The sequence below is a fragment of the Saccharothrix lopnurensis genome (assembly GCF_042658445.1).
Lineage (GTDB): Bacteria > Actinomycetota > Actinomycetes > Mycobacteriales > Pseudonocardiaceae > Actinosynnema > Actinosynnema lopnurensis.
On the sequence record NZ_JBHSQO010000017.1, the window covers coordinates 130,681 to 147,326 of the forward strand.

The 16,646-nt window shown below is 75.3% G+C and carries 9 protein-coding genes; 6 read left to right on the forward strand and 3 right to left on the reverse strand.

The window, feature by feature from the left end; genetic code table 11:
• Positions 1-86: 86 nt before the first annotated feature.
• The gene (gene asnB, locus ACFP3R_RS18690) at positions 87-1,922 is read left to right on the forward strand and encodes an asparagine synthase (glutamine-hydrolyzing) (protein ID WP_380637508.1); all 1,836 of its coding nucleotides are present in this window, start codon (positions 87-89) and stop codon (positions 1,920-1,922) included.
• A 184-nt stretch (positions 1,923-2,106) separates the two neighbouring features.
• Positions 2,107-4,797 carry an ABC transporter substrate-binding protein gene (locus ACFP3R_RS18695; RefSeq protein WP_380637509.1) on the forward strand — a complete coding sequence of 897 codons (2,691 nt, stop codon included), beginning with the start codon at positions 2,107-2,109 and terminating at the stop codon, positions 4,795-4,797.
• Positions 4,798-4,953: 156 nt separating this feature from the next.
• On the opposite strand, the gene ACFP3R_RS18700 is transcribed toward ACFP3R_RS18695, so the two are convergent.
• Complete coding sequence (locus ACFP3R_RS18700) at positions 4,954-5,310, reverse strand: MerR family transcriptional regulator (RefSeq protein ID WP_380637510.1); 357 nt, start codon at positions 5,308-5,310, stop codon at positions 4,954-4,956.
• 699 nt (positions 5,311-6,009) lie between these two features.
• The gene (locus tag ACFP3R_RS18705) at positions 6,010-6,480 is read right to left on the reverse strand and encodes a MarR family winged helix-turn-helix transcriptional regulator (RefSeq protein ID WP_380637511.1); all 471 of its coding nucleotides are present in this window, start codon (positions 6,478-6,480) and stop codon (positions 6,010-6,012) included.
• A gap of 344 nt (positions 6,481-6,824) precedes the next feature.
• On the opposite strand from ACFP3R_RS18705, the gene ACFP3R_RS18710 reads away from it, so the two are divergent.
• The 4 genes from ACFP3R_RS18710 to ACFP3R_RS18725 all read left to right on the forward strand — a co-directional run bounded on the left by ACFP3R_RS18710 (position 6,825) and on the right by ACFP3R_RS18725 (position 11,702).
• Positions 6,825-7,442 carry a hypothetical protein gene (locus ACFP3R_RS18710; protein WP_380637512.1) on the forward strand — a complete coding sequence of 206 codons (618 nt, stop codon included), beginning with the start codon at positions 6,825-6,827 and terminating at the stop codon, positions 7,440-7,442.
• Between the two features lie 193 nt (positions 7,443-7,635).
• Positions 7,636-8,787 (forward strand): acyl-CoA dehydrogenase family protein, encoded by a 1,152-nt coding sequence (locus ACFP3R_RS18715; RefSeq protein ID WP_380637513.1) that lies wholly within the window; start codon positions 7,636-7,638, stop codon positions 8,785-8,787.
• Positions 8,788-8,890: 103 nt separating this feature from the next.
• Positions 8,891-9,754 carry an SGNH/GDSL hydrolase family protein gene (locus ACFP3R_RS18720; protein ID WP_380637514.1) on the forward strand — a complete coding sequence of 288 codons (864 nt, stop codon included), beginning with the start codon at positions 8,891-8,893 and terminating at the stop codon, positions 9,752-9,754.
• A gap of 1 nt (position 9,755) precedes the next feature.
• Entirely contained in the window at positions 9,756-11,702 is a 1,947-nt protein-coding gene (locus tag ACFP3R_RS18725) for a hypothetical protein (protein WP_380637515.1), read from the forward strand.
• Positions 11,703-11,891: 189 nt separating this feature from the next.
• Here the strand turns inward: ACFP3R_RS18725 and ACFP3R_RS18730 are convergent, their stop codons facing one another.
• Complete coding sequence (locus ACFP3R_RS18730; RefSeq protein ID WP_380637516.1) at positions 11,892-16,343, reverse strand: CHAT domain-containing protein; 4,452 nt, start codon at positions 16,341-16,343, stop codon at positions 11,892-11,894.
• Positions 16,344-16,646: the final 303 nt, after the last annotated feature.

Here is a 16,646-nt window from a genome sequence, read left to right on the forward strand (position 1 = left end):
CCTACTTTGTGCGGTGACCACCCCTACACCCTTCGTCACCGGCCTCGCGGTGCCGATACGGTCGGCTGGAGCGGAGGGGGCGCACCGTGTGCGGAGTTGCCGGCTGGATATCGTTCGACCGCGACCTGACCGGGGAACGGTCCACCATCGAGACCATGACGCACACCATGCGTCAGCGCGGCCCGGACGACTGGGGTGTCTGGACCGGGACCCACGCCGCGCTCGGGCACCGCAGGTTGTCGATCATCGACCTGCCCGGCGGGACCCAGCCGATGTCGGTCGACACGCCGGACGGGCCGGTCGTCCTCACCTACAGCGGCGAGACCTACAACTTCGTCGAGCTGCGGGACGAGCTGCGCCGGCGTGGGCACCGGTTCCGCACGGCCAGCGACACCGAGGTGGTGCTGCGCGGTTACCTGGAGTGGGGCGAGGCCGTCGCCGAGCACCTGGTCGGCATGTGCGCGATCGGGCTGTGGGACGGCCGCGACGAGCGCCTGGTCCTCATCCGCGACCGCATGGGCACCAAGCCGCTGCACTACTTCCCGACCCGGGACGGCGTCGTGTTCGGCTCCGAGCCGAAGGCGCTCCTGGCGCACCCGCTGGTGGAGCCGGTCGTGGACACCGACGGCATCCGCAGGCTGCTGCTGGGCTTCCCGACCACCGACGAGGGCGTCTGGTCCGGCATCAAGATCGCCCGGCCGGGCACCGTGATCACCGTCGACCGCACGGGCCTGCGCGAACGCGCCTACTGGCGGCTCACGGCCGCGCCGCACCACGACGACCGCGAGACCACGGTCCGCACGGTCCGCGCGATGGTGGAGGACAACGTCGCGCACGAGCTGGTCGCCGACGTGCCGCGGGGCGTCCTGCTCTCCGGCGGCCTGGACTCCAGCGTGCTCACCGGCCTGGCCGACCGGCACCTGCGCGCCCGGGGCGAGGCCGTCCGCACCTTCTCGGTGGACTTCCCCGACCAGGCCGAGAACTTCACCGCCGACACGATCCGGCCGAGCGCCGACGGTCCCTACATCGCCGACGTGGTGGCGCGCCTGGGCACCGACCACCGGCACCTCGTGCTGGACCACCGCGCCCTGTCCGACCCGGAGGTGCGCCGGGAGGTCGTCGCCGCCTGGGACGCGCCCTACGGCATGGGTGACATGAACAGCTCCCTCTTCCTGCTGTTCAAGGCCCTCAAGGAGCACGTCACGGTGGCGTTGAGCGGTGAGGCGGGCGACGAGATCTTCATGGGCCACTTCTGGCACCACGCCGAGGCGGTCTACTCGGGCGAGGACTTCCCGTGGTTCGTGGCCTGGCCCCAGCTGAACACCTCCTCGTACATGAGCCGGGAGTTCGTCGAGCTGGTCGACCTGCCCGCGTTCCGCCGGGACAGCTACCGCAGCGCGCTCACCGAGGTGCCGCACCTGGACGGCGAGGACACCCGGCGGCGCAAGCAGCGCGAGATCGCCTACCTGGGCCTGACCCGCTTCATGCGCACCCTGGAGGACCGCCTCGACCGGCTCGCGATGCGCGCGGGCGTCGAGACCAGGGTCCCGTTCTGCGACCACCGCCTGGTGGAGTACCTGTACAACGTCCCGTGGTCGCTGCACACCTTCGACGGCCACGAGAAGAGCCTGCTCCGCGCGGCGGCCCGGGACCTGCTGCCCGACTCGGTGGCCGGTCGGCGCAAGAGCGGCTACCCCTCGACCCAGGACCTCCGGTACGTGGCCGAGCTCCAGCGGCAGGTGCGGGACGTCCTGGCCGACCCGGGCACCGACGCGCTGTTCGTGTGCGACCCGGTGAAGGTCGCCGCGGCGACCGCCCTCGACCCCGCCGCGGTGGACCCCGCGGCCCGGCTGACCTTCGAGCGAATCCTCGACGTCGACGCCTGGCTGGACCTCACGAAGCCCACCCTCAAGCTGTCCTGAGGCCGGTCGGGCGCGGGCCGGCGGGCGAGCACCGGGCGGCACCGCAGTTCTGCGGTGCCGTCCTGCCTACGAACGGGTGAATTCCACCGGTTCCCGGGGCTCACCGACGTGATCACTGGAACCTGGGGGTGATACCGGCGACGGGCCGGGGTCACCTTCCGCCCCACGGAGTGCCGGACGCCGCATGGCCGAGAAAACCGAGGAAGAAGCCCCCTTCCAGGGCCTGCACGCCCTGCTGGACGTCATCCGCGACCTCGTCGACCGACCGCGCTGGAGCTGGCGCAAGCCCCAGGAGGGCGAGTACCGCGGCGACCGGCCGCTGCCGATCCTGTCGCTGATCGGCACCGCGCCCGGCGACGTGCCCGGCGCGCTCGCGCTCCGGCTGAACCAGCCGGAGCGGGACAAGATCGCGCACGTCGTGGTGGACGCGAGCGAGCCGCCGGCCGGCGCGACCGGCTCCCTGCTGCCGCTGCTGGACGAGGTGCACCAACTGCTGGAGCGGGACAACAAGGGCACCGGCGGGCGGCTGCGGTTCCAGCACTACCGGCTCGCGGCCTGGCTCACCCGGCAGACCATCGAACCGGCGGACGGCCGGGACGCGCGCGCGGCGAGCCTCGCGGTGCTGCGCACCTGGTACGAGAAGGACCGCCCCCGGACCATGGCGGGCGAGGACGGCGGCCTGCCGTGGTGGGCGCGCCTGCTCGTCGTCGTCGGGGGGCCGCTGCCGTTCTGGCTGTGGAGGCACCGCTGGCCGATCGTCGGCCGGGTGCCGCGGTGGTTCATGCGGCAGCCGTTCATGGTGCCGCTGCACTCGACCACGTTCGTGGGCTTCGCCGAGCGCCTCACCACCAACCGGCGGGGCACCGAGGACCCGGAGCAGATCAGGAAGGTGCTGGTCCACGCGTTCCTGCGGGACCTGCGCCTCGCCTACCGGCCGCGTGGCCCGCGCCCCCGGCGGTGGCGGCGCACCGCGTACGTCGTGCTGGTGCTCGACAACGTCACCGACCAGGGCTGGGAGCTGTTGCGCCTGGTCAACGACGTGCGCAACGAGAAGGGCGACCTGGACCCGCTGCTGGTGGTGGCGCGCAGCGACGCGCCGCCGTCGTGGAAGAGCCCGCGCGGCACCCCCCTGGTGCGCGACGTCCAGTCCGTGGTGGACCGCTGGTACCGGATGCTGCCGACGCTGCGGCAGCGGCAGGAGGGCGAGGCGCGGTTCGTGTTCGCCCGCCTGCCCGACCCGACCGACGAGCCGTCCGACGCCGACCGCGAGGCGTGGCCGAAGATCCGCTCGCTGCCGCCGCGCGCCCCCGCGTGGCTGGCGCGCCGGGGCGTGGCCCTGGCGGTGACGGCGCTGCTGGTCGCCGTGCCGGTGCTGGCCGCGAGCGCCTGGGCGGTGCACCGCTGGGCCGCCGACTGCCTGCCCAGCCCGTCCTCCGGCGCCGTCGCGGTGTGGGACGGCGGCCTCGGCCAGTGCGTGGGCTACAGCGACAACAGCGACCTGGTCTTCGGCTCGGACCGGCGGCTGCGGCTGGCGCAGCTGGCCGTGTTCGAGCAGAACGCCATCGCGCGCGACCTGCACGAGGCCAACCGCGAACGGCCGCTGGTCAGCATCGTGTACTTCTCCGGCCTGACCCACCCCGAGGCGGACCCCGGCACGGACCACTCCGTCGCGGAGGAACTGGAGGGCCTGCTCATCCGGCAGCAGCAGCACAACCGCAAGGAGCAGACCGAGCCGCTGCTGCGGGTGGTCGTGGCCAACGGCGGCAACACCATGGCGGCCGCGGCCCGGATCGTGCGGGACCTGCTGGAGCCGCTGCTGCGCGACGACCCGACCGTGCTCGGCGTCATCGGCATGGACCGGACCGTGCCCGAGACCGAGACGGCGATCGCGCTGCTGGGGCACCTGGGCACGGCCGTGGTGTCGATGGTGCTCACCGGCGAGCGCCTCGACGAGGTGTCGCCGCTGTACTTCCAGCTCCCGCCCGGCAACCGGGTGCAGGCGCGGGCGGTGGTGGAGTACGCGCACGGCACGTCGCGGCAGCTGACCGTCTACCACCCGCCCGCCGACGACGCGTACATCGGCACCCTGGTGGAGGAGACGACCGCCGCGGTCCGGGAGCGCGCCCCCGCCCTGGCCGAGCGACCGCCCGTGGCCTGGGAGCGCTCGCCGGACGAGGTGGACGTGCGGTGCGGTCGCGGGGAGATCGCGTTCTACGCGGGCCGCGAGGACCAGTTCGCCGCGTTCCTCAACCGGGTGGTGAGCCTGTGCGGGCGGGAGGAGTCGCCGACCGTGGTCGGCGACGACTCCGTGATCAGGTTCGTGGCGCAGCAGGAGAGCCGCGACCAGTACGAGCTGAACGGCCTGCCGGTGTCCTGGGTCGACATGGGCGGGCGGGTGGTGGCGGCGGGCCGGTCGTGCCGCGAGAAAGGCAGCCCGGAGACCAACCGGAACGAGCAGTCGCTGGCCGCGTTCTGCGACGGGTACAACCGGATGTACCAGGTGTTGGACACCAACCCGCCGGCCGCCAACGACTACGCGCGCGAGCTGGCGAACACCTCCGGCCCGCCGTGGCCGGGGCAGGGCATCGGTCTCTCCTACGACGCGGCGGGCCTGTTCATCGCCGCCGTGCGCCGCAACCAGCAGCGCCCGGGGCACGGCCGGGAGTACCTGCCCCACCGCGCGGCGATCGCCCAGGAGCTGGTCGAGCGCAGCCCGTTCGACGGCGCCACCGGCGAGATCAGCTTCCGCGACTCCCGGACCGGGGCGCAGCGCAAGCTCATGATCGCGCGCATCGAGGACATCGGTGACGCGACCGCGGTGCCCCGCTGCGAGTTCGTCTACGGCGACGGCCGGGCGGAGCCGTGCCCCGGCTGAGGCGGGGTTGGCGGCGGAATCGGTCGAGGCCGGCTGGGTCGAGGCCGGCTGGGTCGAAGCCGGTTCGGCTGGGTCCGGTCGACCCGGGCCCGGCGGCCACCGTCGTCCGGGGGACGTCGCCCGACCTGCGGGCCGACGTCCCCGGGCCTGAGCGCGTCACACGCCCCGCAGCGGTGGGTAGTCCTGCTCGGGCGGCGGCGAGAGCTTCTCGTTGAGTTGACGTGCTTCCCGGAGCTGGTCCTCCAGGGTGACGATCCGGCACGCGGCTTCCAAGCCGGTGCCCTGGTCGACGAGCTTCCGGACGCGGGAGGCGATCCGCAACTGGTGGCGCGAGTAGCGGCGGTGGCCGCCCTGCGAGCGCTGCGGCTCGATCAACTTCGCCTCGTCCAGGCTGCGCAGGAACCCCGGCGTGGTGCCGAGCATCTCCGCGGCCCTGCCCATGGTGTAGGCGGGGTAGTCGTCGTCGTCCAAGTTGTCGGCCGCGATCTGCGGCTGGTCTCTCTCAGGGGGCACTGCACCTCCGCGTCACGAGGGGCCCCGGTGCCGATCGGCACCGGGGCCCCAAGGGTTGTGGGTTCACTTCCACCAACCGGTCGTGAGACCGGCTTGTCGTGTCCACGGCGACCGCACGAACTCCGGACCCCGCGGGGATCGCATGTACGTAACCGGAGACCACCATCCAATCCGATTGGAGTGCGGTACCCACCCGGGCCGACTTCACCCCGAGGTAGGCGATCCGATGGCGTGCAACCCTTCCCTTCTCCTCTAGATCCTTGACCTTGCCTTGCTTGCCGAACCTTGCTTGCTTACCTGTCTTGCGTGCACTGCCACTACTCTGCGCGACCATCAGCTGGGAACAAGCGAACTGCTGTCGTGCTTATTGCGGTTGCGCTCCCGGTACTGCCTGTGCCAATGGTCTTCGACCTCTCCCCGGAACACCTCTTACCACGGTCCCGGCCGGGAGGGCCGTACTGCTCCCAACTCGCGGGTAGTTCATCATCTCCCGCGCCGATAGGACGTTCTCTGCTCTCGACAAGGAAGACAGTACACCTGCCGAACGGGGAATGTCTACCCCAGCGATCATAGATTTCCTCGATCGAGTGACGCACACCTGCTCACCTGCGACAACGCGGCGGGAAACACCTCGAAATCCGGACGGGCGAACCCCCGGGAGCCGCGGGACCCGGGCGCGGAGGCCCGGTCGGCGGAACCTCAGCGGGTCCGGGTGGCCGCGGCGATCAGGGTGATCAGCTGGCGGCGGAAGTGGTCGTAGTCCTCCACCGCGCCGAGCAGCGCCTCGGACTCCCGCTCCTCACGGCGGGCGGCGGCCAGCACGTCCCGGCCGGTCGGGGTGACCTCGACCAGCGTGCGGCGGCGGTCGCGGGCGTCGGCGGCGCGGGTGACGTGCCCGGAGCGGTCCAGCCGCTCGATGGTGCGGCTCATCGTCTGGTCGGTCACCCGGCACAGCGCGGCCAGCTCGCGCTGGAACAGGGGCCCGTCGGCGAGGTGGTGCAGCGCGATCAGGCCCGCGTGCGTCAGGCCCAGCCCGTTCAGCACCTCGTCGAACCGGCTCTCCACGACGCGCGCGGCGACCGACAGCAACCGCCCGGTCGGCCAGGAGTCGACGTCGGCGCGCACCCGGTCCGGCCGGCCCGACACCTCCCGCTCGCCCCCTCGGCCCACCCGGGCATCTTCGCAGAGCACGCCGGAGGGCGATTGTTCAGCCTGCTGAGCGTTTGCCAGGATGTTCCGCGTGCCGAACGTTGTGCGGGGCCGCAGTCGGCTGCTGGTGTGGGGGGTGGTCGGCAGCGTCGCGCTCACCGGCCTGGTGTGACTGCTCGGGCAGCGGTTGCACGGGATCGCCCTGCTGCCCGAACAAGGGGCCTCCTGGTACTACTGGCAGCTGCCCGAACCGACGTCCTGGACCCGCGCGTCGGCGTGGGTCGGGTACGTGGCGCACCAGGTCGTGTCCTGGGGGTTGATCCACCACGCGCAGACGCGGGTCCTACGACGGCACCGCCCAGGACGTGTCGATCTTCAGCTCCCAGGGCTCGGTCGTGCTGCTGCTGGTGGCCGTGCTGCTGATGGAGGACAAGCGGCGCGGCCTGTTCTTCGGCCGCCCCGCGCCGATCGCGGCCGACGTCGTGGCGTTCGTGCGGCGCTACCACGGCTACCTGGTCAGCTGGGCCGCGGTCTACACGTTCTGGTACCACCCGGTGGAGAGCACCAGCGGCCACCTCATCGGGTTCTTCCACATGTTCCTGCTCCTGTTCCAGAGCAGCCTGGTGTTCACCACCGCGCACACGAACCGGTGGTGGACGCTCGGGCTGGAGCTGATGGTGGCGCTGCACGGCACGCTGGTGGCGGTGGTGAACTCGGGCCCGGACGGGGTCTGGCCCATGTTCCTGTTCGGGTTCGTCGGCATCTTCGTGATCACCCAGCCGCACGGGGTGGGGTTGAGCGCCGCGACGCGGTGGTGGGTCGCCGGGGCGATCGGCGTGGCGGCCCCGGGGGTCTACGCGTGGCGCGGGTACGACCGCGTCGACGAGGTCGTGCGCATCCCGGCCATCGAGTACCCGCTGGTGGCCGTGCTCGCGCTGCTGGTGTGGGCGCCGCTGCGGCTGGTGCGCGCCGCGCGCCGGTGAGCCGCGCCCGAGCGGGGGTTCCCCCGGGTCGAGCACCGACCGGCACGATCGGCCCAGCGCCGCGGCCCGGGGAGGCACCAGCGGTGAGCGCGTCGGCACCGTTCGGGTGCCGTGTCCCGCGCACCCCGATCGCCGGTGATCCCTGTGGCACAGTGGCCATGCCGGACGCCGGGTCGGGAGTACGGGGGACACCATGCCGGATCTCGTCGACCGGGTGCGCGCCCTGGTCCCCCTGCTGCGGTCCAACGCCGCGCGCTGCACCGCCGAGCGCCGCGTCCCGCGCGAGAACCTGGACGCGCTGCGCGAGACCGGTCTGTTCCGCGCAGCCCTCCCCCGCCGCCTGGGCGGGCTCGAACTCGACGTGCGCACGAAGCTCGCGGCCCTCACCGAGGTCGCCCGGGGCTGCGGTTCCACGGCCTGGGTCGCGACGATCTACCTGGACTCCGTCTTCCTGCTCGCCAAGTTCCCCGACGAGGTGCAGGAGGAGGTCTTCGCCGACCCGGAAGCCTTCCACTGCGCCACGTTGGCCGTGCCCGGCCGGGCGGTGGCGGTCGACGGCGGGTACTCCGTGTCCGGCCGCTGGCCGTTCAACAGCGGCTGCCTGGACGCCTCGTACCTGCTCCAGCCGGCGGTGGTCGAGGGCGGCGGGCCGGCCCACTTCGCCATCCCCGCGCGGGACCTGACCATCGAGGACGACTGGCACGTCAGCGGTATGGAGGGCACCGGCAGCAACACCGTGTCCGGCCGGGACGTCTTCGTCCCGCACCGGTACGCGATCCCGTCGGCGCGGCTGCTCGACCAGGAGCACCGCAGCGAGCGCAACGCGGACTCGCCCTTCTTCCGCCACCCCCCGCTGCCCTACCTGGTCACCAGCGCCGCCGCGTCGTTCCTGGGCCTGGCCGAGGCCGCGTACGAGTTCCACCTCGACCGCCTCCCCCGCCGCGGTCCGGTCGCCTACACCGGCCACGCCCACCACCGCGACGCCGCGATCACCCACCACCAGGTCGCCGAGAGCAGGCTGAAGGTGGACGCCGCCCGCCTGCTGGCCGAGCAGGCGGCCGACCTGCTCGACGAGCGCGTGGCCACCGGCGCGGGGTGCGACCGGCAGGACCGGGCCAGGGTCTGGGGCCAGGTGGCCTACGCGACGCGGCTGTGCGCCGAGGCGGTCGAGGCGCTGCGCCTGGGCTCGGGGGCGTCGGGCATCTCCACGGCGTTCCCCCTCCACCGCATCGCCCGGGACGTCCAGGCGCTGGCCACGCACGCGGTGCTGATCCCCACCACCGGCATCGAGCACTACGGCCGCGCGCTGTGCGGGGTCGAGCCGGGCACGCCGCTGCTGCTCTGACCGGACGACGCGGCGGCGGGAGCGGTGGTCAGGACCACCGCTCGTCCGGCAGGCTGCCGGGTGAGCAGTGACGCCGGTCACACGTTCCCCCGGAGGTCCCCTGATGAACGCACGCCTTCGCCGTGCCCTGTCCGCCGCCGCGGGCGTGGTCGCCCTGGCCACGCCGGTGGTGTTACCCGCGTCGCCGGTCGCGGCGGCGGAACCCCCGTCGTACGTCGCGCTCGGCGACTCCGCGGCGTCCGGACCGCTGATCCCGACCCCGACCGGTCCCCTGGCCTGCGGCCGGTCCACGCGCAACTACCCGCACGAGCTGGCGGCCCGGCTCGGCGCGGCGCTGACCGACGTGACGTGCGGCGGCGCGTCGAGCAGGCACCTGACCCAGCCGCAGGAGCTGTCGCTGCTCGACCTGCCCGCCGGCACCGCGCCGCCGCAGTTCGACGCGCTGCGCCCGGACACCGACCTGGTCACGCTGACCATGGGCGGCAACGACGTCGGCCTGGTCGGCATCGCGCAGGACTGCGTGCGGCTCGACCCCGCGGCCACGCCGTGCCGGGGTGAGCACGAGGAGCGCCTCGCCCAGCGGCTGGCCGAGTTCGCGCCCCGGCTGGCCGCCGCCCTGGCCGAGATCCGCGCGCGGTCGCCGCGGGCGCGCGCGGTCACCACCGGCTACGGCCTCTACCTCAGGCCCGGCGGCTGCCTGCCGGTCCAGCCCGTCCTGCCGGCGGACGCCGACTTCCTCCAGGGCGGCGTCGACCGCCTCAACCTGGTCATCGCCGAGCAGAGCGCGGCGCACGGCGCGGAGTACGTCGACCTGCGCACGCCGAGCGCCGGGCACGACGCGTGCCAACTCCCCGGGGACAAGTGGGTCGAGGGGTACGTGCCGACCGACCTCGCCGCGCCCCTGCACCCCAACCGGCGCGGTGAGGCGAACCACGCCCGGATCATCGCCGACCACCTGGGGGCGTGACATGGGGCTGCTGCCGGTCGTCGCCCTGGTCGCCTTCCTCGTCGTCGCGCCCGCGCGGGCCACCGCCCAGCCCGGGGGCTGCGACCCGCTCGGCGGGGGCACCGAGTGCCTGCTGCCCTTCCCCAGCGACTGGCACACCCGGGCCGACCCGACCACGCCCACCGGGCGACGGGTCGCGTTCACCCCGGACGTGCTGCCGCGCAACGCTTCGGGCAGCGCGGTGAACCCGACGGCGTGGAACCGGGCCGACGGCTTCTCCCCCGGCGCCACGCTGATCGCCCACGTGCCGGGCCTGGACCCGGTGGCGAGCGGGATGGCCCCGGTCACCGACATCGGCCGCTCGCTCGACGCGGACTCGCCCGTCGTGCTGCTGGAGGAGGCGACCGGCGAGCGGTGGCCGCACTGGGCCGAGATCGACTCCAACGACCCGCGGCGGCGCGCGCTGCTGATCCACCCCGCCCGCAACCTCCGCGACGGGCACCGGTACGTCGTGGCGCTGCGCGGCCCGCGGGACGCCGCCGGCCGCGAGATCCCGCCGAACCCGGCGTTCGCCCGGGTCGCCGGGGCGCGCCTGGCCGGGCACGACCCGCTGCGCGCCCGGCAGCGGCAGCTGCGGCCGGCCCTGGCGGCGCTCGCCGCGCACGGCCTCGACCCGGCCTCCCTGCACCTGGCGTGGGACTTCACCGTGGCGAGCACGCGCAGCCTCACCGGCGACCTGGTCACCCTCCGCGACGACGCCCTGCGCGCCCTGGGGTCGCGCGCGCCGGCCTCGACCGTCACCGGGGTCACCGACTTCACGCCCGAGCAGGACGCGCGCATCGCCCGCGAGGTCACCGGCCGGGTCACCGTGCCCAGCTACCTGACGCTGCCCGGCGGCCTGCCCGGTTCGCTGCTGCGGCGCGGCCGGGACGGCGCGCCGCGCCGCTCGCCGTTCGGCCCGGTCGAGGCGCGGTTCCGCTGCGAGGTGCCGCGCTCGGCGTTCGACCGCCCGTCGTGGCCCGCCCTGTACGGCCACGGGCTGCTGGGCTCGCGCTCGGAGGTGGGCGCGGGCAACGTGAAGGCGATGGCCGCCGAGCACGGGTTCACCTTCTGCGCCACCGACTGGATCGGCATGGCGCAGGACGACATCCCGGTGGTGCTGGCCGCGCTCGCGGACGTCACCGCGTTCCCGGCGATCCCGGAGCGCTCGCAGCAGGGCCTGCTCAACGCGATCTTCCTGGGCCGGGCGCTGACCCACCCGGAGGGGTTCGCGGCGCACCCGGCGTTCCGCACCGGCGACGGCCGCCCGCTGGTCGACACCACCCGCCCGCTGGTCTTCGACGGCAACAGCCAGGGCGGCATCCTGGGCGGCGCGCTGGTGGCGGCCTCGCCGGACATCCGCACCGCGGTCCTGGGCGTCACCGGCATGAACTACGGCGTGCTGCTCAACCGCAGCAGCGCCTTCGCCCCGTTCCAGCAGGTGCTCGACCTGTCCTACCCGGACCGGCTGCGCCAGCAGGTGGTGCTCCAGCTGCTGCAACTGCTGTGGGACCGGGGCGAGACCAACGGCTACGCCAACCACCTCGGCGACCGCCGCGTCCTGATGCACATCGCGTTCGGTGACCACCAGGTGGCGAACGTCGCGGCGGACGCGCAGGCCCGCACGATCGGCGCGCGCCTCGCCGCACCCGCCCTGGCGCCCGGCCGCAGCCCGGACCGCGTCCCGCACTGGGGCGTCGAGCCGGTGCGGTTGCCCCACGCCGGTTCCGCGGTGGTGGTGTGGGACAGCGGCACCCCCGCCCCGCCGACCACGAACACCCCGCCGACCGGGGCGGAGCACGGCCGCGACCCGCACGCCGACCCGCGCTCGTCGGTCGACGCGCGGCGGCAGAAGGCCGTTTTCCTGACCACCGGCGTGGTCGTCGACGTGTGCGGTGGAGCGCCCTGCACGGCCCCGCCCACGGGGTGAGCCCGGTGGACCACCGCCGCCGGAGGGGGCGGCGGCGGTGGACCCGCGTTCGCCTGCCCTTGCGCACCAGGGACCCGCCCTCACCTTCCACCCCGACCACGACCGGGGGCGACCAGCGACCACGCCCAGCCGGCGGCCGCGACGGCCCCGGCGAACGCGGCGTGGGCGGCTCGGTGCGGGCCGCGGGCGTCACGGGCCGCTGTGGACCAGCGCGGCCCACAGGTGGGCGGCACCCGGGTCGGCGGCGCGCAGCGCGAGGGCGACCCGGCGCAGCGCGCCGGCGGCGCCGTCCGCGGTGGGGGTGTCGGCGGCGGTGGGGGTGTCGACGGCGGGGATGTCGGCTTGGGCCTGCGTCCCGGCGAGGTCGCGGTAGAAGGCGGCGGCCGCGTCGGCGGCCACCCGGTCGTCCAGCGGCCACAGACCGGCGATCACGTGCCGGAACCCGGCCAGCTGGAACGCCGAGGCCAGGTTCAGCACCTCGTCCGCGTGCCGACCGCCGTGGTGGGCCGTCGAGCACGCGGACAGGTAGGCCAGCTCCGCCCCGGGCAGGTCGAGCCCGCCGATCGCGGGCAGCCGGAGAGGGCCGTCGTCGAGCCGGAGGTTGCTGTCGGCCGGGGAGAGCAGGTCGGCCTCGGCGTGGCAGGCGAAGTGCGCCCACGTCGCCCCGGGCAGCGCCGCCAGGACCCGGTCGACCGTGGCCTCCCGGTCGCGCAGCAGCGTGCCGAGACCGCCCAGCCCGAGGGCCTCCCGCGCGGTGCCGGGCAGGTCGGGCAGGCCGGGGGTGCTCTCCAGGGAGACCACGAGCTGCCGCCGCGCCGGTGCGGGCGCGCGGCGGCGCGCGTCCCGCAGGGCCCGCAGCGTCGGGACGTACGAGGAGATCGCCAGGTCCAGCACGCCGGGGCGGTCCGGGCGGCAGGCGGCGTGCAGCGGGAACACCCCGAGGTGGCCGGTGGGCAGCCACCAGATCCGCCGCGGCTCCGGCCCGGCCGGCAGCGCGGCCAGCACCGGTTCGGCGACGACGTCCCACAGCCAGGTCAGGACCTCGGGCAGCACCCGTTCCCGGCGCAGCCGGTCGGCCGGGGACGTCCCGGTCGTCACCTCGGTCAGGGCGATGGCGCGCTCCTCCACCTCGGCCGCCCGCAGACCCGGCAGCCCGACGCGCAGCGGGTCGCCGGAGGACCGCACGACCACCGCGTCACCGCGGTCTCCGGCCACGTTGACCACCACCGCCGCACCGCCCGCCACGGCCTCCACCAGGTCGGCCAGGCGCGGGCGGCGCAGGAAGTCCTCGCCGCCGGGGCGGTCCCCGATCTCGGCGATCACCGCGTCGTGCTCGCGCCACGCCCGCTCCCGGTCGGTCCCGGGCGGCACCGGCCCGTTCAGCGACCGCCGCACCCGGCGCAGCCGGTCGGCCAGGTCGGGTCGCACCCGGTCCAGCCGGGTCAGGTCGGTGCGGGTGCCGGCGTGGTCGGCCAGCAGGACGCCGCGCCCCTGCTCGGCCACCTCCACCGCGCCCGCCGGGTCGCCCGCGGCGCAGTGGGCGGCGACCGCCGTGCCGACCAGGCCCGCGACCGTGCCGAGCCGGTACCGCCGGTCGACCCACCCCGCGCCCCGGGGCGGCACGTCGGGCAGCAGGGCCATGGCGGTGTCGAGCACCTCCACGGCCGTCCCGTGCTCGCCGGCGGTGAGCGCCAGCGCCCCCACCTGGTGGTGGCCCCACACCCGTTCGGCCGGCGCGGTGTCCGCGGCCAGTTCGCGGACCAGGTCGCGCAGCCGCCGCGCGTCCACCGCGGCCCCGGTCCGCTCGGCGCGGTCGCGGTGGGCCCCCGCGAGGGCGCCCACCACGGCGATCCGGCCCGTCCCGGTCCCGACCGGCTCGGCCAGCGCCCGCTCGGCCAGGCCCACCGCCCGGTCCAGGTCCTCGGGCGTGCGATCGGGGCGGGCCCGGTAGGCGGTCGCGAGGTCGGCCAGCCACCCGGCCCGGCCGGGGTGCCCCGGCGGGGTGGCCGCTACCGCCAGCTCCCCGAGGTCGACCGCGCGCCGCAGGTGCTCCCCGCCCAGGCCGACCTCGTGGGCGCGCTGGTGGCTGGTGGCGAGCCTGCCGCAGCGGTCGCCCAGGTCCGGGTCGAGCCGGTTGACCGGGCCCACGGTCCGCTCGCCCAGCTCGATCGCGCGCTCCAGGTCCGCCAGGTCGTGGGAGGCGGTGAACCGCTGCTGGTACGCGCTGCCCAGCAGGGACGCCACGCCCGTGGTCCGGTCGCCCGCCGCGGTCCGCGCCGCCAGCTCCGCCTCCCAGGTGGTGATGGCCCGGTCCAGGTCCGCCACCGCGCCGGCGTGCCGGTAGCGGCCGAGGTAGGCGCCGGCGAGCATCGACGCGAGGTCGCGGTGGTCGCCCCCGGCGGCGAGCGGGCCCTCGCCCAGTTCGACGGCGCGGTCCAGGTCCTCGGCGGTGCCCAGGAAGCGGTAGCGCTCCTGGAGGACGGCGAGCAGGCCGGCCACCGCGGTCGGGTCGCCGGGCCGCGCGGCCACCGCCTCCTCGCCGCGCTCGCGGGCGCGGCGCAGGCCGTCCGGGTCGACGCCGGCGGAGAAGGCCCCGAGGTGGAACCGGGCCACGGAGGTCAGGTGGGCGGGACGGCCCGGGTGCGCGGCCGGCAGGGCGTCGAGGCACCGCTCACCCGTACGCACGGCGGCCCGCAGGTCGTCGACGGACGCGGTGCGCTCGTAGCGGCGGAACAGCGCGCCGGCGAGGGTGAACAGGAGCGGACCCGCCTCGGCGGGGTCCTCGGGCAGCCGGGACGCGGCCTCCCCGGCGCGGGCGATCGCCTTCTCCAGCACCGCCGGGTCCCCGGTGCGCTCGTAGCGCAGCAGGTGCGCCTTGGCGGCCTCGTCCAGCCACGAGGAGCGGTTCGGGCCGGGACCGAACGCCGCCGCCACCGACTCCAGCAGGTCGGCGGCCCGCGAGGCGTCGGCGGGGTCGTGCCGGACCCGGAACCTGGCCAGCAGGGCGTAGGCGAGGTGGAAGCCGGGGTTCACGGGGTCGACCCGGGCCGAGCCGGGGGTGGACACCGCGACCCCGCCCGCCCCGACGGCCCGGTCCAGGTCCAGGGCGTCGCCGTCGCGCTCGAACCGGCGGCGCAGCGCCAGGCACAGGTCGGCCGACCTGGTCACCCGCTCCGGGTCGTCGGCGGGGGTGTCCGCCAGGGCGAGGGACAGCAGGGCGATGCCCGCGTCCAGCAGCGCCGGGTCGTCCGACCACTGCGAGGCGAGCAGGAAGTCCGTGGCCGCGCCCGCTTGCTCGTCGTGGTGCGCCTCGGGCCCGACGAGCCGGTCCACCGGCGGGGGCAGCGGGTCCGGGTCGTCGGTGTGGGAGCGCAGGCACAGCACGGCGCGCGCGAGCTCGCCGGGCGCCCGGTCCCGGTCGGCGGCCTTGAACCGGACCAGGTGCAGCAGGCCCAGGCGCAGGCGGGCCTCGTGCGGCACCGCCCGGACGGCCCCGGCCCGCTCGCGCGCGCGGGCGTCGAGGTAGGCGTGCAGGTCGGCGCAGTCCCGGTCGGCGTCCGGTGCCAGGACCACCCGGGGGTCGCGCGACCGGAGGTAGGTGACGAAGCGCTGTCCGACGCGGTCGATCAGGTCGTCGGCCGCTTCGTCGGACAGCGCCGAGCCCGGGTCCGCCGCGCTCGACACCCCGGCGCTCGACACCGTCACGCTCGACACCGCCGCGTTCGACACCCCGGCGTTCCGCACCTCAGCGCAGACCGCCGCCTCAGCCGGCCGCACCACCGCAGCCGGCCGCACCACCGCCACCGGCGCGCGGAGGGGAACCCGCCACACCCGCGCGGGCACGTCCCCCTTCCACGCCGCCGCCACGAGCAGGTCGCCCTCCGGCGTCACCACCGCGTCCAGCCCCCGGAACGGCCCGTCGCCGACCACCGGGATCGCGGCCACCTCCCGGCCCGTGGCGCCGGACACCACGGCGAGGCGGTCCCCGGTCGCCGTGACGAGGACCGGTTCGCCGGCGTCGGCCCAGGCCACGGCGTGGCACCCGGCGCCCGGCGACGCCCACAGCCCCTCGCCGCTCCCGGCGTCCCACACCCGGACCGAGCCACCGGGGTTCGCCGCGACCAGCGCGCGCCCGTCGGGGGCGATCGTCAACGCGACGGAGCCCCGCCCCCCGGACCCCGGGACGCCGAGCGTGCGCACCGCGGCTCCGGTCTCCGCGTCCCACAGGTGGACGACCCGCGCGGCGCGGTCGTCCACCAGCGCCGCCACCCACACGCGCCCGTCCGGCAGCTCCGCCACCGACACCGCGTGCACGACGTGCCCGTGGTCCGCGCCCGCCGACAACCGGGTCAGCTCGCGGCCCGCGGCGCCGTCCCAGACGCGGGCCGTCGCGTCGTCGCCGCCGGTGACGAGCAACGCGCGGCCGTCCCGGAGCACGGCCCAGTCGACCGAGTTGACCGGGCCCGCGTGCCCGTCGAGCAGGCGCAGCCCCTCCCCCGTGCGACCGTCCCAGGTCCGGACCGTCCGGTCCTCGCTCCCGGTGGCGAGGACGAGCCGGCCACTGGGCAGCACCGCGCCCGCGATGGACAGGGCCCGGTCGTCGTGCCGCGAGAGCAGGGTGACCGGTTCTCCCGCGCGCACGTCCCACAGGTGGCCGCAACCGTTGTCCGAGCAGTTCGCGAGGAACTCGCGGCCGTCGCCCGAAGAAACCCACCTGACCGCGTTGGACCGGAATGCCGTGCCGGTCGTCCCCGTCCACGGCGAAGGCGTGACTTCTCGCGGGTTTTCGGGTGAGGCATCCGGCACCGCGACAGTGTCCGCCCCGGTAGGAGCGGTGAACACCGGATCAGGGGTCGCCCTTCGGAAAACCGAAAACACGAGAAAGTGATTGTTTGTCGTTTTCGACCGCGGATCTCGCGCCGTTCCCCCGGGGTTACCGCGGAG

Bases quoted from the DNA above. Each gene is read 5' to 3' on its own strand.
- ACFP3R_RS18695 (WP_380637509.1), top strand. From the start codon at position 2,107: ATGGCCGAGAAAACCGAGGAAGAAGCCCCCTTCCAGGGCCTGCACGCC.
- ACFP3R_RS18715 (WP_380637513.1), top strand. From the start codon at position 7,636: ATGCCGGATCTCGTCGACCGGGTGCGCGCCCTGGTCCCCCTGCTGCGG.
- ACFP3R_RS18720 (WP_380637514.1), top strand. From the start codon at position 8,891: ATGAACGCACGCCTTCGCCGTGCCCTGTCCGCCGCCGCGGGCGTGGTC.
- ACFP3R_RS18725 (WP_380637515.1), top strand. From the start codon at position 9,756: ATGGGGCTGCTGCCGGTCGTCGCCCTGGTCGCCTTCCTCGTCGTCGCG.